Origin of the sequence: Methylocystis sp. Sn-Cys (assembly GCF_016745395.1) — a bacterium.
Lineage (GTDB): Bacteria > Pseudomonadota > Alphaproteobacteria > Rhizobiales > Beijerinckiaceae > Methylocystis > Methylocystis iwaonis.
Genome location: NZ_JAERVJ010000005.1, coordinates 1 through 15,918, shown reverse-complemented (window position 1 = coordinate 15,918; position 15,918 = coordinate 1). Strand labels below are relative to the sequence as shown.

Annotated in this window: 16 protein-coding genes; 5 read left to right on the top strand and 11 right to left on the bottom strand. The window is 64.8% G+C overall.

Features of this window, described 5'->3' with window-relative positions; genetic code table 11:
* Positions 1 to 33: 33 nt before the first annotated feature.
* The 10 genes from rplJ to JJT62_RS11240 all read right to left on the bottom strand — a co-directional run bounded on the left by rplJ (position 34) and on the right by JJT62_RS11240 (position 8,943).
* A complete protein-coding gene (rplJ, locus tag JJT62_RS11285; RefSeq protein ID WP_202072868.1) occupies positions 34 to 549 on the bottom strand; it encodes a 50S ribosomal protein L10 in 516 nt (171 codons plus the stop codon).
* A 510-nt stretch (positions 550 to 1,059) separates the two neighbouring features.
* Positions 1,060 to 1,344 carry a hypothetical protein gene (locus JJT62_RS11280; protein ID WP_202072867.1) on the bottom strand — a complete coding sequence of 95 codons (285 nt, stop codon included), beginning with the start codon at positions 1,342 to 1,344 and terminating at the stop codon, positions 1,060 to 1,062.
* 86 nt (positions 1,345 to 1,430) lie between these two features.
* On the bottom strand, positions 1,431 to 3,842 hold the full coding sequence (gene pheT / locus JJT62_RS11275) for a phenylalanine--tRNA ligase subunit beta (protein ID WP_202072866.1): 2,412 nt from the start codon (positions 3,840 to 3,842) through the stop codon (positions 1,431 to 1,433).
* A 140-nt stretch (positions 3,843 to 3,982) separates the two neighbouring features.
* The gene (locus JJT62_RS11270) at positions 3,983 to 4,258 is read right to left on the bottom strand and encodes a DUF2442 domain-containing protein (RefSeq protein ID WP_349362192.1); all 276 of its coding nucleotides are present in this window, start codon (positions 4,256 to 4,258) and stop codon (positions 3,983 to 3,985) included.
* Complete coding sequence (locus JJT62_RS11265) at positions 4,239 to 4,475, bottom strand: DUF4160 domain-containing protein (protein WP_202072865.1); 237 nt, start codon at positions 4,473 to 4,475, stop codon at positions 4,239 to 4,241. The genes JJT62_RS11270 and JJT62_RS11265 overlap by 20 nt, the downstream gene beginning before the upstream one ends.
* A 2-nt stretch (positions 4,476 to 4,477) precedes the next feature.
* Positions 4,478 to 5,557 (bottom strand): phenylalanine--tRNA ligase subunit alpha, encoded by a 1,080-nt coding sequence (pheS, locus tag JJT62_RS11260; RefSeq protein ID WP_202072864.1) that lies wholly within the window; start codon positions 5,555 to 5,557, stop codon positions 4,478 to 4,480.
* Positions 5,558 to 5,751: 194 nt separating this feature from the next.
* On the bottom strand, positions 5,752 to 6,729 hold the full coding sequence (locus tag JJT62_RS11255) for a bifunctional enoyl-CoA hydratase/phosphate acetyltransferase (RefSeq protein ID WP_202072863.1): 978 nt from the start codon (positions 6,727 to 6,729) through the stop codon (positions 5,752 to 5,754).
* 13 nt (positions 6,730 to 6,742) lie between these two features.
* The gene (locus tag JJT62_RS11250) at positions 6,743 to 7,261 is read right to left on the bottom strand and encodes a DUF3280 domain-containing protein (protein ID WP_246744840.1); all 519 of its coding nucleotides are present in this window, start codon (positions 7,259 to 7,261) and stop codon (positions 6,743 to 6,745) included.
* Complete coding sequence (locus tag JJT62_RS11245; protein ID WP_202072862.1) at positions 7,258 to 8,019, bottom strand: M48 family metallopeptidase; 762 nt, start codon at positions 8,017 to 8,019, stop codon at positions 7,258 to 7,260. Before JJT62_RS11245 ends, JJT62_RS11250 begins: the two co-directional genes overlap by 4 nt.
* Positions 8,020 to 8,298: 279 nt before the next feature.
* Positions 8,299 to 8,943 (bottom strand): SCO family protein, encoded by a 645-nt coding sequence (locus tag JJT62_RS11240; protein ID WP_202072861.1) that lies wholly within the window; start codon positions 8,941 to 8,943, stop codon positions 8,299 to 8,301.
* A gap of 578 nt (positions 8,944 to 9,521) precedes the next feature.
* Between JJT62_RS11240 and JJT62_RS11235 the strand changes: the two genes are divergently transcribed.
* The 4 genes from JJT62_RS11235 to JJT62_RS11220 all read left to right on the top strand — a co-directional run bounded on the left by JJT62_RS11235 (position 9,522) and on the right by JJT62_RS11220 (position 13,646).
* Complete coding sequence (locus JJT62_RS11235; RefSeq protein WP_202072860.1) at positions 9,522 to 11,036, top strand: helicase HerA-like domain-containing protein; 1,515 nt, start codon at positions 9,522 to 9,524, stop codon at positions 11,034 to 11,036.
* A 214-nt stretch (positions 11,037 to 11,250) separates the two neighbouring features.
* Positions 11,251 to 12,135: an RNA polymerase sigma factor RpoH gene (gene rpoH, locus JJT62_RS11230; RefSeq protein WP_202072859.1), complete on the top strand. Its 885-nt coding sequence runs from the start codon at positions 11,251 to 11,253 to the stop codon at positions 12,133 to 12,135.
* Positions 12,136 to 12,627: 492 nt separating this feature from the next.
* Positions 12,628 to 13,080 (top strand): helix-turn-helix domain-containing protein, encoded by a 453-nt coding sequence (locus tag JJT62_RS11225; protein ID WP_202072858.1) that lies wholly within the window; start codon positions 12,628 to 12,630, stop codon positions 13,078 to 13,080.
* Complete coding sequence (locus JJT62_RS11220) at positions 13,077 to 13,646, top strand: PIN domain-containing protein (protein ID WP_202072857.1); 570 nt, start codon at positions 13,077 to 13,079, stop codon at positions 13,644 to 13,646. The genes JJT62_RS11225 and JJT62_RS11220 overlap by 4 nt, the downstream gene beginning before the upstream one ends.
* Before the next feature lie 249 nt (positions 13,647 to 13,895).
* Here JJT62_RS11220 and JJT62_RS19560 read toward each other — a convergent pair whose 3' ends face one another.
* On the bottom strand, positions 13,896 to 14,972 hold the full coding sequence (locus JJT62_RS19560) for a M48 family metallopeptidase (RefSeq protein ID WP_202072856.1): 1,077 nt from the start codon (positions 14,970 to 14,972) through the stop codon (positions 13,896 to 13,898).
* Positions 14,973 to 15,063: 91 nt separating this feature from the next.
* Here JJT62_RS19560 and JJT62_RS11210 point away from each other — a divergent pair, with 91 nt between their 5' ends.
* A complete protein-coding gene (locus JJT62_RS11210; protein WP_202072855.1) occupies positions 15,064 to 15,753 on the top strand; it encodes an SDR family oxidoreductase in 690 nt (229 codons plus the stop codon).
* The last annotated feature ends 165 nt before the right edge of the window (positions 15,754 to 15,918 follow it).

The following is a 15,918-nucleotide window of genomic DNA, read 5'->3' as shown; positions in this document are numbered from 1 at the left end:
TTGAATTTGGTTCGATTTGGTTCTGCAAGCCTCTTAGGCCGCGTCCTTGTTGGCGTAAGCGCCGAACACGCGCGCGAGCTTGGCGGCTGGCGCGGTCGAGAGCTGGGCGATCTTGGTCGCGGGCGCATTGATGAGGCCCACGAGCTTGGCGCGCAGTTCGTCGAGAGACGGCAGGGTCGCAAGCGACTTGACGCCGTCCGTATTCAGCAGCGTGGCGCCCATGGCGCCGCCCAAAATCACGAACTTGTCGTGATCCTTGGCGAATGCCACGGCGACCTTCGGCGCCGCCACCGGATCGTCCGAATAGGCGATCAGGGTCGGCCCCTTGAGCAAGGGGCTGATGTCGGCGACGTCCGTGCCATCCAGAGCGATCTTGGCGAGGCGGTTCTTGGCGACCTGAACGGTGGCGCCCGCTTCGCGAGCCTGCTTGCGCAGCCTCTGCATTTGGGCGACGGTCAAGCCGGAGTAGTGCGCAACGACAACTGCGCCGGCCTTCGAAAAGACCTGCTGCAGCTCCGCTACGGCTTCTTTTTTCTCCGCTCTATCCACGGTTGCTCTCTTCTAACAGGCGGGAAACCCCGCCGGTTGCGACATGCCGCCCGCGAGAAGCAGGCGGCGCCGTAGATCCTGTCCCCGAAACGAAGCGCCAAATGGCGAACCGCTCCGGTTGAAGGGGCGCGAACCAAATTCGAAGGACGGTGGCGTTTCCGCCAGCGGCCAAAAATTTCGGTTTCCCCGTCTGTGCAGGCCGCCTTCGGACGACAGATTTCTCTGAGGTCCTCCGGGCGATTGAGCCGCTTGGAGCTGTGGACAACTCCGCGCCGGCGCCGGCAGTCTCGGACAGGACATGGCCGGACAGGACGCGAGGCTGAAGCCCCGGGTCCGCCGGCCTATCCACCGTCTTTCCCTTGAGCCATTGACAAAGCCGAGGTTCGGACGGAAGCTTCAAAACTGAGGTCGGGGTCGATTGCGTGTCTAGCCCCGGAACGGCCTATTTAATGGGGCCGCGCGCGTTTGCCAAGAGGCAATTTTGATCCCCTTGCCCCTCGGGCATCCGATCTAGCGCCTCCCCGGCGTAAACTCCATCCGTATCCGGCCGTGCGTGTGAAAACCCCGGCCGTAGCTCGATGCGGTTGCGTGGCCTGAGCTGTATTTCGAGGCTCCTCTGCTTGCGCCGCCCTTCTCCCCCTCGCTCGCGACGCCCGGATAGCTCGCGCCATGCTGGCCCCGCATCGGGCCAAAAGAGGCGAGGCAGAGATTATAGGCGTTGGCGTCCTTGATCGCCTCGCAGTCGTCGATTTTGCGCGGACCGGCGAGGGCGGGGGCAGTGAGGGCCCCGACCAAGATCGATAAGGCGAGCCTGAAGGCTCGCGGTCCTTGGCCGAGGTTGGACCGCGCGCCTTCAGGCGCGCAACGAGGCAAAGTCGCGCTCACCGCAGCGTCGCCCCGGTCTTCTTGCTCGCCTCGGCGACGATCTTCTGCGCCACAGCCTCGATCTCGGCGTCGGTCAGCGTCTTCTCGCGGGGCTGGAGCGTCACCGCGACGCCAACAGACTTCTTGCCCTCCGGCACGCCGACGCCCTCATAGACGTCGAAGACGCTGACGTCTGTGACGAGCGCTTTGTCGGCGCCCGCGACCGCCTTGACGAGATCGCCCGCTGGCGCGGCGCGGTCGACGATGAAGGCGAAGTCGCGCGAAAGCGGCTGAAGGTCGGAAAGATCGAGTTTCGGCTTGATCTTGGTCGGCTTGGCCTTCGGCGCTGGCAGCACGTCGAGAATGATCTCGAAGGCGGCGATCGGCCCCTCGACGTCGAGCGCCTTGAGCGCGCGCGGATGCAATTCGCCGAAATAGCCGACCACGGCCTTAGGGCCGAATTGCAATGTCGCCGAACGGCCCGGATGGAACCACGACGGCCCGCCCGGGACGACCTGCAGCCCGCCGGTCGCCACGCCAAGCGCGCCCAGGAGCGCCATCACATCGGCCTTGGCGTCGAAGGCGCCGGCGCGCTGCGCGGGCGCGGACCAGTGTCGGCCCGCGCCGGCAAGACCGCGCCGGATGCCGGCGGCGGCGAGACGCTGGCCTTTTTCGGTCGGGTCGACGAAAATTTGGCCGACCTCGAACAGGTCCTGATCGCCCAGCCCACGCGCGGCGTTGCGATGCGCAGCGGCGACGAGGCCCGGCAGCAGGCTCGGCCGCATGTCGGAGAGGTCCGCGGCGATCGGATTGGCTAGCGCCAGACCCGGCGCCCCGCCGCCGAAGGCTTCCGCTTGCTCCTTGGAGACGAAGGACCAGGTGACGGCCTCGACGAGCCCCTGCGACGCCAGCGCGCGGCGGGCGTTGCGGGCGCGCTTCTGCATCAGCGTCAGCACGGCGTCCGCGACGCCCTCCGTGCGCGGCAGCGGCGTCGAGGGCACATTGTCGACGCCATAGATGCGGACGATCTCCTCGACGATATCGGCCTTGCCTTCGATGTCCGGCCGCCATGTCGCCGCGGTGATGTTAGCGCGCTCCGTTCCGGTCTTCTCAACGGTGAAGCCCAGGCGCTCGAGAATGGCGGTCGCCTCCGCTTGCGTGACGTCGACGCCTGCAAGGCGCTGCGTTTCACTCCAGGGGAAGTCCACGACGCGCCCCTCGCGTGGGACAGCCCCGGCAATCACAAGTTGCGAAGCCTCGCCGCCGCAGAGCTCCAAGACGAGCTGCGTCGCGAGCTCCATTCCGGGGAGAGCGAAGTCGGCGTCCACGCCGCGTTCGAAACGGTAGCGCGCGTCGGTGACGATCCCGAGCTTGCGGCCTGTGTGGGCGATGTTTTGCGGGTCCCAGAGCGCCGACTCGATCAGCACGTCGGTCGTGTCGTCGTTGCAGCCGGAAACCTCGCCGCCCATCACGCCGGCGATGGATTCGACGCCATTGTCGTCGGCGATGACGACCATGCTCTCATCGAGCGCATGTGTCTTGCCGTCGAGCGCGAGCAGCGTCTCGCCGGCGCGCGCGCGGCGCACGGCAAGATTGCCCGTCACCTTATTGGCGTCGAAGACATGCAGCGGGCGGGCGCGGTCGAAGGTGAGAAAATTGGTGATGTCGACGAGCGCATTGATGGGGCGCAGGCCGATCTCGCGCAGGCGCTTTTGCAGCCAGGACGGACTCGGGCCGTTCTTCACGCCCTTGACGAGGCGCAGCGCAAAGAAGGGCGCGAGATGCTTGTCGTCCGCCGCGAAATCGAGCGTGACGCCGACAGGGCAGGGGAATTTGCCCTCGACGGGGAGAATGTCGGTCTCCTTCAGCACGCCGAGCCCCGCCGCCGCGAGATCGCGCGCGACGCCATAGACGCCCGCGGCGTCGGGCCGGTTGGGCGTGAGATTGATCTCGATGACTGGATCGTCGAGCCCCGCCCATTGCGCGTAGACGGCCCCCACGGGCGCGTCCTCGGGCAGCTCGATGATGCCTTCGCTTTCCGTTGCAAGGTCGAGCTCCTCGAAGGAGCACATCATACCGAGCGACTCGACGCCGCGTATGACGCCCTTGCCCAGCGTAATCTTCTTGCCGGGAATATAAGCGCCCGGCGCCGAGAAGACCGTCTTGAGACCGGCCCGCGCATTGGGCGCGCCGCAGACAACCTGCACCAGATCGCCGGCGCCCGTATCGACCTTGCAGACGCGGAGCCGGTCGGCGTTCGGATGCTGCTCCGCCTTGGCGATCTGCGCGATGGTGAAGGCTTTCAATTGCGCGGCGGGATCGTGCACATGCTCGACTTCGAGGCCGATGCGCGTCAGCGTCTCGACGATCTCGGCGAGCGTGGCGGAAGTGTCGAGATGCTCTTTGAGCCAGGAGAGGGTGAGTTTCATTTCTTAATCTCGATGCATTCGCAAGAAGACGTGTCCTTGAATGTCGTCTTCGATGCCGAGTTCTCGGCGTAGACTTCTTCGTAGCGCGCTAAGCAGTTGGTCTCCCGACGGCGGGGCATATTTCCGACATCGTCGCAGAATCAGGCTGCCCTTTCCGGCGGAACCGCGCCGGGCGCTCTCTGTCCACGCAACATGCTGGCGACGCTGATATCTTCGTCGACCTGCGGCCAGTGCATTCCCATCGGGGAAAGTTCGACGACGTTACGCTCCTCACGCGACGCCGTCGCCAGACGCGGATACCACCATAGCGGCGTGCGCAAGATGCGACCATCGGCGAGTGCGACAGTAAGAAACTCGTCGTCGCATTTTGCCTCGATTGGCCGGCTGTCTTCGACCTCAATTTGCAAAGTGGTCATGCCACACCTTCAGAAAGGGTTCCCGTTCGTCACGGGTCTTCTTGATGATTTCGTTCAGCTCCTTGGCCGAGAAGCCTATATTGACCGCGAGGGTGACGTTCTCAAGCCAGATTTTCGCTTCGTTCCGGTCCTTCGCAACGTGGATGTGGGCTGGTTCCCACCCATCCGCCGAGTAGAAAAAGAAGCGATAGCCTTTCCATCGCAGCAGCGTCGGCATCGCTACCCGCTCAACCCGCCCGCGAGCGTCGGGAAATCCAGCGGCCTGAACCCGTAATGCTCCAGCCAGCGGGTGTCGGCGTCGAAAAAGGCGCGCAGATCCGACATGCCGTATTTCAGCATGGCGAGGCGGTCGATGCCCACGCCGAAGGCGAAGCCCTGATAGACGTCCGGATCGTGGCCGCAATTGCGCAGCACATTGGGATGCACCATGCCGCAGCCCAGAATCTCCATCCAATCCTCGCCCTCGCCGAAGCGGATTTCGCCGCCCTGGCGCCGGCACTGCACGTCGACCTCCATCGAGGGCTCGGTGAAGGGAAAGAAGGAGGGGCGGAAACGCAGCCTCACGCCCTTCACCTCGAAGAAGCTCCTGAGGAACTCCTCCAGCACCCATTTGAGATGCCCCAGATGCGTCGATTGGTCGATGACCAGCCCCTCGACCTGATGGAACATGGGCGTATGGGTCTGGTCGAAGTCGCAGCGATAGACGCGCCCCGGGCAGATGACGCGGATCGGCGGCTTTTGGGAGAGCATGGTGCGCACCTGCACCGGGCTCGTATGGGTGCGCAGCAGCCTCTTCTCGCCGGCCTCCGGCGAGAGGAAGAAGGTGTCCTGCATCTCGCGGGCGGGGTGGCCCTCGGGGAAGTTCAGCCGGGTGAAGTTGTAATCGTCGCTTTCGATGTCCGGCCCCTCGGCCACAGCGAAGCCCATATCCGCGAAGATGACCGAAAGCTCGTCCATCACCTGAGAAATCGGGTGGATGCGGCCGCGCTCCAGCGGGCTCCGCGCCGCGGGCAGCGTCACGTCGAGCGTTTCGGCCTGGAGCCGCGCCTCCAGCGCCGCCTCGGCGAGCGCGGCGCGGCGGGCGGCGAGCGCCTCGGTGGCCTTGTCTTTCAGCGCGTTGATCTTGGCGCCTTCGGTCTTGCGCTCCTCGGGCGACATTTTGCCCAGCGTCGACAGCAGCGCCGAAATCGCGCCCTTCTTGCCGAGCGCGGCGAGACGCACGGCCTCGAGCGCCGGTTCGTCGGCGGCCTCTGCGATCTGGCGGAGCGTGTCTTCTTCGAGTTTCGCGATGTCGGTCATGTCGGCGCGTCTGTTTGCGGAATAGGCGGTAAGCGCCCATCATTGCGAGCGAAGCGAAGCAATCCAGGGCGGCGATGGCGACCCCTGGCTTGCTTGGCGGCTTTCCCCTCGCAATGACGGCGGAAGCCAGAGCCTGCCCCGCTGCCTGAAAGATTTCACAGGCCTTCTGCCACGCGCGGGCGCTTCTGTCGAGGCTAGGTCGTCGCCCGCGGCCGATGCGCGAAAAGCTGGGCCAGGGCCGAGGAGGCGACGCGCGACTTTACGTCGTCGGCGCGGCTGGTCAAAACGATGGGCACGCGGGCGCCCAGCACGACGCCCGCCGTATCGGCGCCGGCCAGAAACACAAGCTGTTTGGCGAGGATGTTTCCCGATTCGAGGTCGGGCGCGACGAGAATGTCGGGGTCGCCCGCCACCTCTGAGGCGATATGCTTGGCGTCGGCGGCGTCGCGGGAAATGGCGTTGTCGAAGGCGAGCGGCCCGTCCAGGACCGCGCCGGCGATCTGGCCGCGGTCCGCCATCTTGCACAATGCGCCGGCTTCCACGGTCGACGGGATTTTCGCCTCGACCGTCTCGACCGCCGAGAGGATGGCGACCTTCGGGAGCGCGATGCCGATGGCGTGGGCGAGGTCGACCGCATTGCGCACGATGTCGCGTTTGATATCGAGCGTCGGGCCGATATTGATCGCCGCGTCGGTGACGAGCAAGAGCTTATGATAGGTCGGCGCGTCGATGACGAAGACATGGCTGATGCGCCGGTCGGTGCGCAGGCCCGTGCCGTCGCGCACCACGGCCGCCATCAGCTCGTCGGTGTGCAGCGCGCCCTTCATGATGGCGTGAAGCTTGCCGCGCCGCACCAGCTCGACCGCCTGATCCGCCGCCGCATGGCTATGCGGGGCCTCGACGATGTCGACGTCCTCCAGCGAGACGCCGGCCTCGCGCGCGGCCGCCTCCATTTTCTTGCAGGGGCCGATCAGCGTCGGCACGATCAGCCCCTTGTCGCGCGCCGCCAGCGCCCCTTCGAGCGACGGCCGGTCGCAGGGGTGAACCACCCCCATGCGGATCGGCGGCAGAGATTGCGCGCGCGTGACCAGCTCTTGCAGCAACGCGCCACGCGGCCGGGCGAAGACGGCGCTCCAGGGCGGAGGGGCTTTGCCGCTGTCGCACTCGCTCATCTCTGTCGCCCTTTCAGATCGCCGGGTCGCGCGCCAGCCGCTCGATGAAGAATTTCGCCGCCCGCGCGTAAGATTGGTCGTTGTCGCCGCGGAAGTCGAAGCCTTGATGATAGATAAGCGCCCCGGACGACGCCCGCGTGATGGAGACGCCCAGGCTCAATATCAGCGTGCTCACCTTGTTGACGACGCCGGTCATGACGAGATCGGCGCCGGCCTTTTTGCCGAGCGCGGCGGCGCAATTGCAGGTGCGAATATAGGTCTGGGCGAGGAGCCTATCGAGCTCTTCCTGCACCGCCGCGCGGTCGACGATCTCATAAGTGCCCTGCGCCGCGAGCCCCGAGGCGATGGCGTCGCGCACGCCCGCGAGCCGCCGCGCGTGATCGGCGCGCTGATCCACGGGTTCGTTGGAGGTGTCGATAATTTCGAAATCGAGGACGAGAAGACGTTTCCCGGTCTTGACGCCAGCCTGCGCCCGGGCGGCGAGGGGAAGAAGCGCCGTCGCAGCGATGAGCCGCCGCCGGTCGAGCATCATCCCTTGGCTCCATATTTGTGCAGATGCGCGCCATGCGCCGAAAGCCATGCCTCGGCGCGATCGGTCTCGGGACACAGGCGGCGCGCCAGCGACCAGAACCGCGGCGAATGGTCGAGGTGCACCAGATGCGCCACCTCATGGGCGGCGAGATAGTCGAGAACGAAAGGCGGCGCCATGATCAGCCGCCATGAAAAATTCAGCGATCCTGTCGAGGAGCACGAGCCCCATCGGCTGACCGGATCGCGCAGCCCGACGCCCCGCGGCGGCAGGCTCAGCGCCGAGGTGTGGCGCGCGACGGCGTCTTCGAGGTCGCGGCGCGCCTCGCGCTTGAAGTGATCCTGCACGCGACGGTGCACATGCTCGGCCTGGCCGGCGACGCAAAGCGCCAGCGGCGTCTCCACATCGTCGCGCTCTTCCGTCCACACGGTGCCGCGTCGATCGGGCAGATGGATGACGGCGTGATCGACGCCGCGCAAAGGAATGAGCGAGCCATGCGCGAAGGGAATCGTCTCGGGCAGCCGGTTCAACCGCGTGGCGATCCAGGCGGCGTGACGCTGCGCGAAGGCGCGCGCCTCGCGAATCGAGGCGCGGCTCGGCATGGTGAGAACCGCGTCGCGCGCGGCGAATCGAACCCTCAGGGTAAAACGCCGCGCAGTGGTCGCGCGGCGCAAAGCGACGACGATCGTTTCGCCGGCGTGTTCTAACGTAAGGAGGGACGTTCCCTTGCCGGAAGGGCCGTCGCGCAAAAGGCGAAGCATGCGGACATGCTAGCGAAAGGCTGCGTGAGTCGCGAGTTCGAAAAACGCAACTACCGCAAAAAATTCGCTTGGCGTAGACTTGCGAGTCGTCCTGCGCCGCGGCGCGGCGCGTGATAGGAGATCGGCTTGTTCGGGCGGCGTCATTCCCGACGCTCGCTCGAGCGAGCGATCGGGAATCCAGAGCAAAACCGGCGCTTTTGTGGCTCTGGATTCCCGGTCGGGCTTTCAGCCTGCCGGCAATGACATGCCCCAATGCGAGCTATTCAAACGGAAATGGCGTTACAGATAACGCGCCAGATCCTTCGCCGCTTCCTCGGGTTTCCGGTTGACGTTGAAGGAAGTGACGAAGCGGCCGTTCTTGTCCATCAGATAGACAACCGTGGTGTGATCCACGGCGTAGTCCTCATCCTTGCCCGGCGCACGCTTCGCGTAGATGCGATAGGAGCGCAGCATGGGTTCGAGCTGCGCGCGCGGGCCGGTGAGGCCGGTGATGCGCGGGTCGAAATTCGCCAGATAGTCCTTCAAAACCTCCGGCGTGTCGCGTTCTGGATCGACGGTGACAAAAAGCCCGCCGACTTTTGCGTCGGGTCCGAGCGCGCGCAAAATCTCCGACATCTCGAACAGCGTCGTGTGGCACACGTCGGGGCAATGCGTGTAGCCGAAGAAGATGAGATAGGGCTTGCCGAGCAGCTCCTTCTCATTGACCTGCGCGCCCGTCTGCGACGTGAGCTGAAACGGGCCGCCGATGGCGGAGGCCGGCGGCGCAGGCGGCGTGTTGCTCGTCACGGCGACGAAGACGCCGAAGATAAGGGCGAAAACAGCGCCCGCGCCGATGAGCAGGCCTTTGGAGATCGCGGGACCGTTCGCCGCCTTTTTGTCGCCGCGCTTGTTCCTGCCGTTTCCCTTCACCGACCCTCTGGACATGCGTGCCTTCCCTGCGTCTTGTCGGCCGTCGCGTTACGGCGTCTCGTTTTGATTAGCGAACTTATGCGCCTGAATCGAATTCCGCAAAAGTTGGCCGCTTTCGCGATGGAGAACTCGCTTCGCTTATCGGTCGGCGCGGTTTCTTGTCGCTCCGCCATTCGAGTCCAGCGGAAAGCAGGCCAGGCGATGTGCGCGTCATGTCATCGCGCCGTCGGTCTCGTGTTTCCCGACGACGCGCCGTGGCATTCTGTCCTTCGGGTGCGGGACGATCGTAACGTCGACGGCGCTGCCGGGCTTTGTTCTCCAGATTGACGGCGGCTGCAAGCTAGAGGGCTGCCGGCCGTGGCTTGGGGCGCTTGCCGCATGCGCCCGGTTGCGACGGCGAACCTCTCCAACACGAATTTAGCCCGGCGCAGCGCATTCGCCAAGCCACGGCTTTTCGTCACAGCTTTTCGTCACGGCGTTTCGCCTGCGCGAAGATGCTGCGCTGCAGCGCGGATGCGGGCGCCAGCGGATGCGGGCGCGAAGGGAATGATGTAGCTTCCGTCTCCGCCGATTCCCAGCGAGAGCGCCACGTCATGAGCCAAGCCAGCGAAAGCCGCCCCAACGCCGTCCCCGGTAAGATTCTCGTGGGCGCGGCGCATGGCGGGGCGGGGGCGCGCGCCTATCGCTATCTGACGCTGTCGCTCGGCAACCGCCACGGGCTCATCTCCGGCGCGACCGGCGGCGGCAAGACGGTGTCGCTGCAGCTCCTCGCGGAAGGCTTCTCCAATGCGGGCGCCTCGGTCTTCCTCGCCGATGTGAAAGGCGACCTTTCGGGCCTCTCCCAGCCGGGCGACGCCAAGCCTCCCTTCGTCAAACGCGCCGAGGAAATCGGGTTGGATTACGAGCCCGACCGTTTTCCGGTGGTCTATTGGGACGTCTTCGGCGAGCAGGGCCATATGGTGCGCGCCACCGTTTCGGAAATGGGCCCGCTGCTCATCTCCCGCCTGCTCGACCTCAACGAGACGCAGGAAGGCGTCATCAATATCGTCTTCAAGGTCGCGGACGAGCAGGGGCTTTTGCTGCTCGATCTGAAGGATCTTCGCGCCGCGCTCGCCCATGTCGCCGAAAACGCGGCGGAATACAAAGTCAAATACGGTAATATCGCGCCGGCCAGCGTCGGCGCGATTCAGCGCCAGCTCCTCGTGCTGGAGACGCAGGGCGGCGACAAATTCTTCGGCGAGCCGGCGCTGGAGATCACGGATTTCATCCGCACGGATCGCGACGGGCGCGGCGTGGTGAATATTCTCGCCGCCGACAAGCTCATGCGCGCGCCCAAGCTCTACGCCACTTTTCTTTTGTGGATGCTCTCGGAGCTTTTCGAGACGCTTCCCGAGGTCGGCGACCAGGATAAGCCGAAGCTCGTCTTCTTCTTCGACGAGGCCCATCTCCTTTTCGACGATGCCCCGAAGGCGCTGCTCTCGGCGATCGAGAAGGTCGTCCGGCTCATTCGCTCCAAGGGCGTCGGCGTCTATTTCATCACCCAGAATCCGCTCGATGTGCCGGACGCCGTCTTGGGCCAGCTCGGCAATCGTATCCAGCACGCGCTGCGCGCCTTCACGCCGCGCGACCAGAAAGCGGTGCGCGCGGCGGCGGAAACCTTCCGCAAGAACCCCTCTTTCGACACGGCGGACGCCATCATGCATCTCGGCGTCGGCGAGGCGCTCGTCTCCATGCTCGGCGACAAGGGCGCGCCGGAGATCGTCGACCGCGTGCTGATCGCGCCTCCCGCGGCCTGCGTCGGCCCGGTGACGCCGCAAGAGCGCGCCGCGGTCATGGGCGAGAGCAAATTCGCCGGCAAATATGACACGCCGGTCGATCGCGACTCGGCTTACGAGAAGCTACAGGGGGGCGGACAAAACGCCGCAGGCGGCGGCTTGATCGGGACCATCGGCTCCGTGTTGGGCAAGCTCTTCGGCTCGGCCAAGGGCAAGAATCTCTCGCCGGCCGAGGCCGCGCTGCGGTCGGCCGTCCAAAGCGCTGCGCGCACAGCGGGAAATCGCATCGCCAAGGAAATTTTGCGCGGCGTCCTGGGCGGCATCAGTAAATAGAATCTTAAGCTTCGCGAAGTGTCGGGACGCCCCGGCGACGCTTTCGCCGGGCCTTTATTACAGAATCTTAATCCCGACTTTAGCGAGTTGTCACGTGGCGGTCATTTTCCTGCCCGTCGTTTCCGGCCTATACTATCCTTGTTGCGATCGGCGAATGCGCGATCGACCGTCGCGGGCTTGCCGCCCCGGGAGCCCGTCAGGGGAGGGACGAGATATGGCGAATACTTTGCCCATCGTCGCGGAAGGCGGGCTCGCCCGTTACCTTGCCGAAATCCGCCGGTTCCCGATGCTGGAGCCGCAGCAGGAATATATGCTCGCCAAGCGTTGGCGCGAACATGAAGACCCGAAGGCCGCTCACGCGCTTGTCACCTCGCATCTGCGCCTCGTGGCCAAGATCGCCATGGGCTATCGCGGCTACGGCCTGCCGATCGGCGAGATCGTCTCGGAGGGCAATGTCGGCCTGATGCAGGCCGTCAAGCGCTTCGAGCCGGACCGCGGCTTCCGTCTCGCTACTTATGCGATGTGGTGGATCCGCGCCTCGATTCAAGAATACATCCTGCGCTCCTGGTCGCTCGTGAAAATGGGCACGACGGCGAGCCAGAAGAAGCTCTTCTTCAATCTGCGCAAGGCCAAGAGCCGCATCTCCGCCTTCGAGGAGGGCGATCTGCGGCCCGAGAATGTCGAGAAGATCGCGACGCGTCTCGGCGTCTCGCAGCAGGACGTGATCGAGATGAACCGCCGCATGGGCGGCGACGCCTCGCTCAACGCGCCGCTGCGGGAGGAGGGCGAAGGCGAATGGCAGGACTGGCTCGTCGACGAGAGCGACGACCAGGAGCGCATTCTCGCCGCGCAGGAGGAGAGCAACAATCGCCTGAAGGCGCTGCGCGGCGCGCTCGACGTTCTCAACCCGCGCGAACGCCGCATCTTCGAGGCGCGCCGCCTCGCCGACGATCCGGTGACGCTCGAGGCGCTTTCCGAGGAATTCGGCGTCTCCCGCGAGCGCGTCCGCCAGATCGAGGTCCGCGCCTTCGAGAAAGTGCAGGCGGCGGTGAAGACCGGCGTGGCGCGGATCGAGGAGACGCACGCCGCGGCGATGTGAGGGGGCGAGAGCCCCTTCACCCGCTCTCCCCGTCATTGCGAGCGCAGCGAAGCTATCCAGGGCCACGATGAGGCTCTGGATTGCTTCGCTGCGCTCGCAATGACGTAAGCGGCGTTAGCGCGCTTTCCGCTCGCATGGAATCATTCGAGATCCGCTTGATTGGTTCGGTGTCAATCCCGACGCTCGCGCAGCGAGCGATCGGGAATCCAGAGCCAAACCAGCGCTTTTGTGGCTCTGGATTCCCGATCGGGCCTTCGGCCCGTCGGGAATGACAAGCCCCAATCCGAGCTATTCAAACGGAAACGGTATCATGCGAGCGATGAGAAAGCGCGCAGCTTCAGAAAGGACCGCGCGCTAAGCGGCGATGTCGAGGCGCTTCAGCTCGGCCTCGAACTCCAAACGAAGCTGATCCCCAGCAAATTTCGAGTATTTCGAGTATTGCGTCTATTTCTGGAAAGTGAGATAGTGCTTTGAAATTTAGGAGGCTTCCACATGGCTCACGCCCTTGCAGACCCGATTGTGCCTTCCCCCGAAGATGCGGCGCGGGCAAAGGCCGCGCAAGTCGCGCTCGAACGTAGTGAGGCGAGCGGCGCAGCGCTCAACGTGCAAGTCAGCGCTGCGGGGAAGGAGACGACGCTCGATCTCCCTCCGCTCGTGACGGAAATGCTGAAAGATATTCTCAAGGCAATCGCCGCCGGAAAAGCCGTGTCGCTCGTCCCTGTCGAGGCGGAAATCACGACACAGCAAGCGGCGACCATTTTGAACGTCTCGCGCCCCTATCTCGTCGGCATGGTCGAGAAGGGGCTTCTTCCGGCGCGAATGGTCGGCAATCAACGGCGGCTGCCGTTGCAGGACGTGCTCGCATTCAAAGCCGACAATCGAGCCAAGCGGCGCGAAGCCCTTGCGGAGCTGGCGGCACACGATCAGGCCTTGGGGCTTGAATGATCGAACCGCTTTTGCCTGTCGCGTTTCTCGACGCGAGCGTTTTGTACCCCGCGCTGCTGCGCAACGTGCTGATGCACTTCGCCGTGGCCGATCTCTTTCAAGCGCACTGGTCGGCGCGGGTGCATGAAGAATGGATGAGGTCGCTCTTGCGCGACCGCCCAGATATTTCCCGCCAGCAACTGGAAAGAACGCGCGACCTGATGGAGGTGCATGTTTTGGGTGCGCTAGTCGGGGGATACGAGCATCGCATTGACGCCATCACGCTCCCTGACGCGGATGACCGGCATGTAATGGCGGCGGCGCTGCATTGCGGTGCGCAAACCATCGTGACGGCGAATTTGCGCGACTTTCCGGAATCCGCGCTTGCGCCGTTCGGCCTCGTCGCCGAACATCCAGATGCCTTCTTGTCGCGCGTGATGGGCGACAGCAAGGAGCTCGCACTCTCGGCTTTCCGCGAGCTGTGCGCGAACCGGAGGAACCCGCCGCAGTCGCCGCGCGAGGTGTTGGAGATCATGAAGCGGCAAGGGCTGCCCTCGACGGCGGATGCACTCGGCGCATTGATTTAAGCCTTGCAAAACCTCTACCTTTTGCAAGCGAGGGGCAACTTAGCCGCCTTTTTTTCGAACACCTTTATGACGTCCGGATCATTGACAAGAGAACCAAAGGACGATTCTGATAGATCAAGGCTATAATCATCATCCCTAGTTTTCATAGATAAATTCAATAGTTTGTGAGATAAGCCGCCGCGCCGCAGGCTGAAGCTGTTTCACGCGCTCTTCCCGTCATTGCTTCGCTGCGCTCGCAATGACGAACCTTTAACCGCAAATCCCCTTCAGCGCCGTCCACTCTTCCTCGCTCAAAAGCGGCGGCGCCGTTTCGCCTTTGTCGGCGGCTTTCAGCGCCTCCAGTCGGTCCGCGCTCAGCGGATGGTCGTGAAGAATGCTCGACGGGCCGCCGCCGTCCGCGCCGGTGATGCGCACCAGCAATTCGCCCATGGGCTTTGCGGGCCGGCCGAGCGCGCTGAGCGTCCTGGCGGCGAAGGCGTCGGCCTCCGCCTCGTTTTCGCGCGAATAGGCGGCGTTGAACACGGAATTGCCGACCAGGATCATTGCCGAGCCCCCGGTCACGTCGCCGAAGACAAGGCTGACGAGCATGGCTGCGCCGCCGGTCTCGATGAGGCGGCGCAGATGGTCGCGGTGCTCCAGATGCCCCAGCTCATGGGCCAGCACGCCGATGACTTCGTCCTGCGAGCGGGCCTTATCCAGCAAGCCGGAGAGCAGATAGACCTTGCCACCGGGCAAGGCGAAGGCGTTAGGCGTCGTCGCGGCGACGACCTCGATCGTCGCGGGCAGGCGCAGATGGGCGGCGCCCTGGAGGCGGCGCGAGACTTTCTGCAAGGCCTCCATGCCTTTGGGTGCATTGCAGCTTTTGCCGGAGAAGGTCTTGCGCGCTTCTTCGTCGGCGCTTTCGCCGAGCTTCTTTTCCCAGTCCACGGGAATGGCCGGGGCGATGAGGCCGGCCATGCGCGGCACGCCGCCCCAGAGGAAGGCGCCGAACATCACGCTGGCGGCGAGGCCATAGACGAGCCTCTTGCGCCCTTCGAGGTTAGGCGCGTCCTTCTCGCCCAAAAGCAAGAGGCAGTGGCGCGCGATGTCGGCCTGCGTTTGCGGATCGTCGATTTCGAGCCGGGCGCCCTTCGGCGCGCCGAGCGCCGCGAGCCGCATGAGGCCGCCGGGCGGCGGCAGCCGGCGAACCTCCGCATAGGGCCAGGCTGCGACGAGGACGCCGTTTTCCACGATTTCGAGCGCGGGGCCGAAGACGAGCGTGACGGCGCGGCGTCTTTCGACATAGCCGTCGAAAAAACTGGCGTTGCCGGTCGCTTCCCTCGTCACGCGCCCCTCCTCGACCGAAGGCTAGCACCGCGAGAGCCAAAGATAAAACGCGGCGCTATATTGAAAGGCGAAGCGCAGCGGGAGATCGATTATGTCGCATTGGTTTATCGCCGGCGCGAGCCGGGGCATTGGTTTGGAGCTGGCGCGCCAGCTCGCGCTCAGGGGCGCGCGCGTCACCGCGAGCGTGCGGAGCGAAAACGGCCGCGCGGCCTTGCAGGAGGCGCTGGCCCCGTTGGGCGACAGGGGGCAAATTCTCATCTTCGACACGCGCGACGCGGCGCAAATTCACGCGGCCGCCGCAGAGGTGAGCGAGCCGATCGACGCGCTTGTCGCCAACGCCGGCGCCTATGGGCCGCAGCGCCAATCGACGCTCGATATGGATTTCGACGGCGTGCTCGACCTCGTCAACGTCAATACGCTGGGGCCTTTGCGCGTCATTCAGGCGTTTCTGCCGCTTCTGCGGCAGGGCGAGCGGCCGCGCATCGCGGTGATGTCGAGCGTGCTGGGCTCCATGGCGCTGGAAGGGACGTTCAACGTCGGCTACCGCCTCTCCAAAGCCGGGCTCAACAAGATCGTTCAGTGTCTCTCCGACGATCTGAAGCCCGAGGGCGTCGCGGTCATTTCCATGCATCCGGGCTGGGTGCGCACCGACATGGGCGGGCCCGACGCGCCGGTCGGCGTGGAGGAAAGCGCCGCAGGAATCATTGGCGTCGTCGAGCGACTGACGCTCGCGGATACGCGCAGATTCGTGGACTATAAGGGCGCGGAAATCGATTGGTGAGCGCGGCCGACAGGCCCCCTCCCTAACCCTCCCCCGCCATAGGGCGTCTGCAAGACGCCCGTCTCTCGACCGGCTATCGCGGGAGAGGGAGCGGTTCGTCGTCTTCATCAAGAATGCTGATCGTGAGCGTCCCCTCTCCCGCTTTAGCGCTATCGAATGCACACA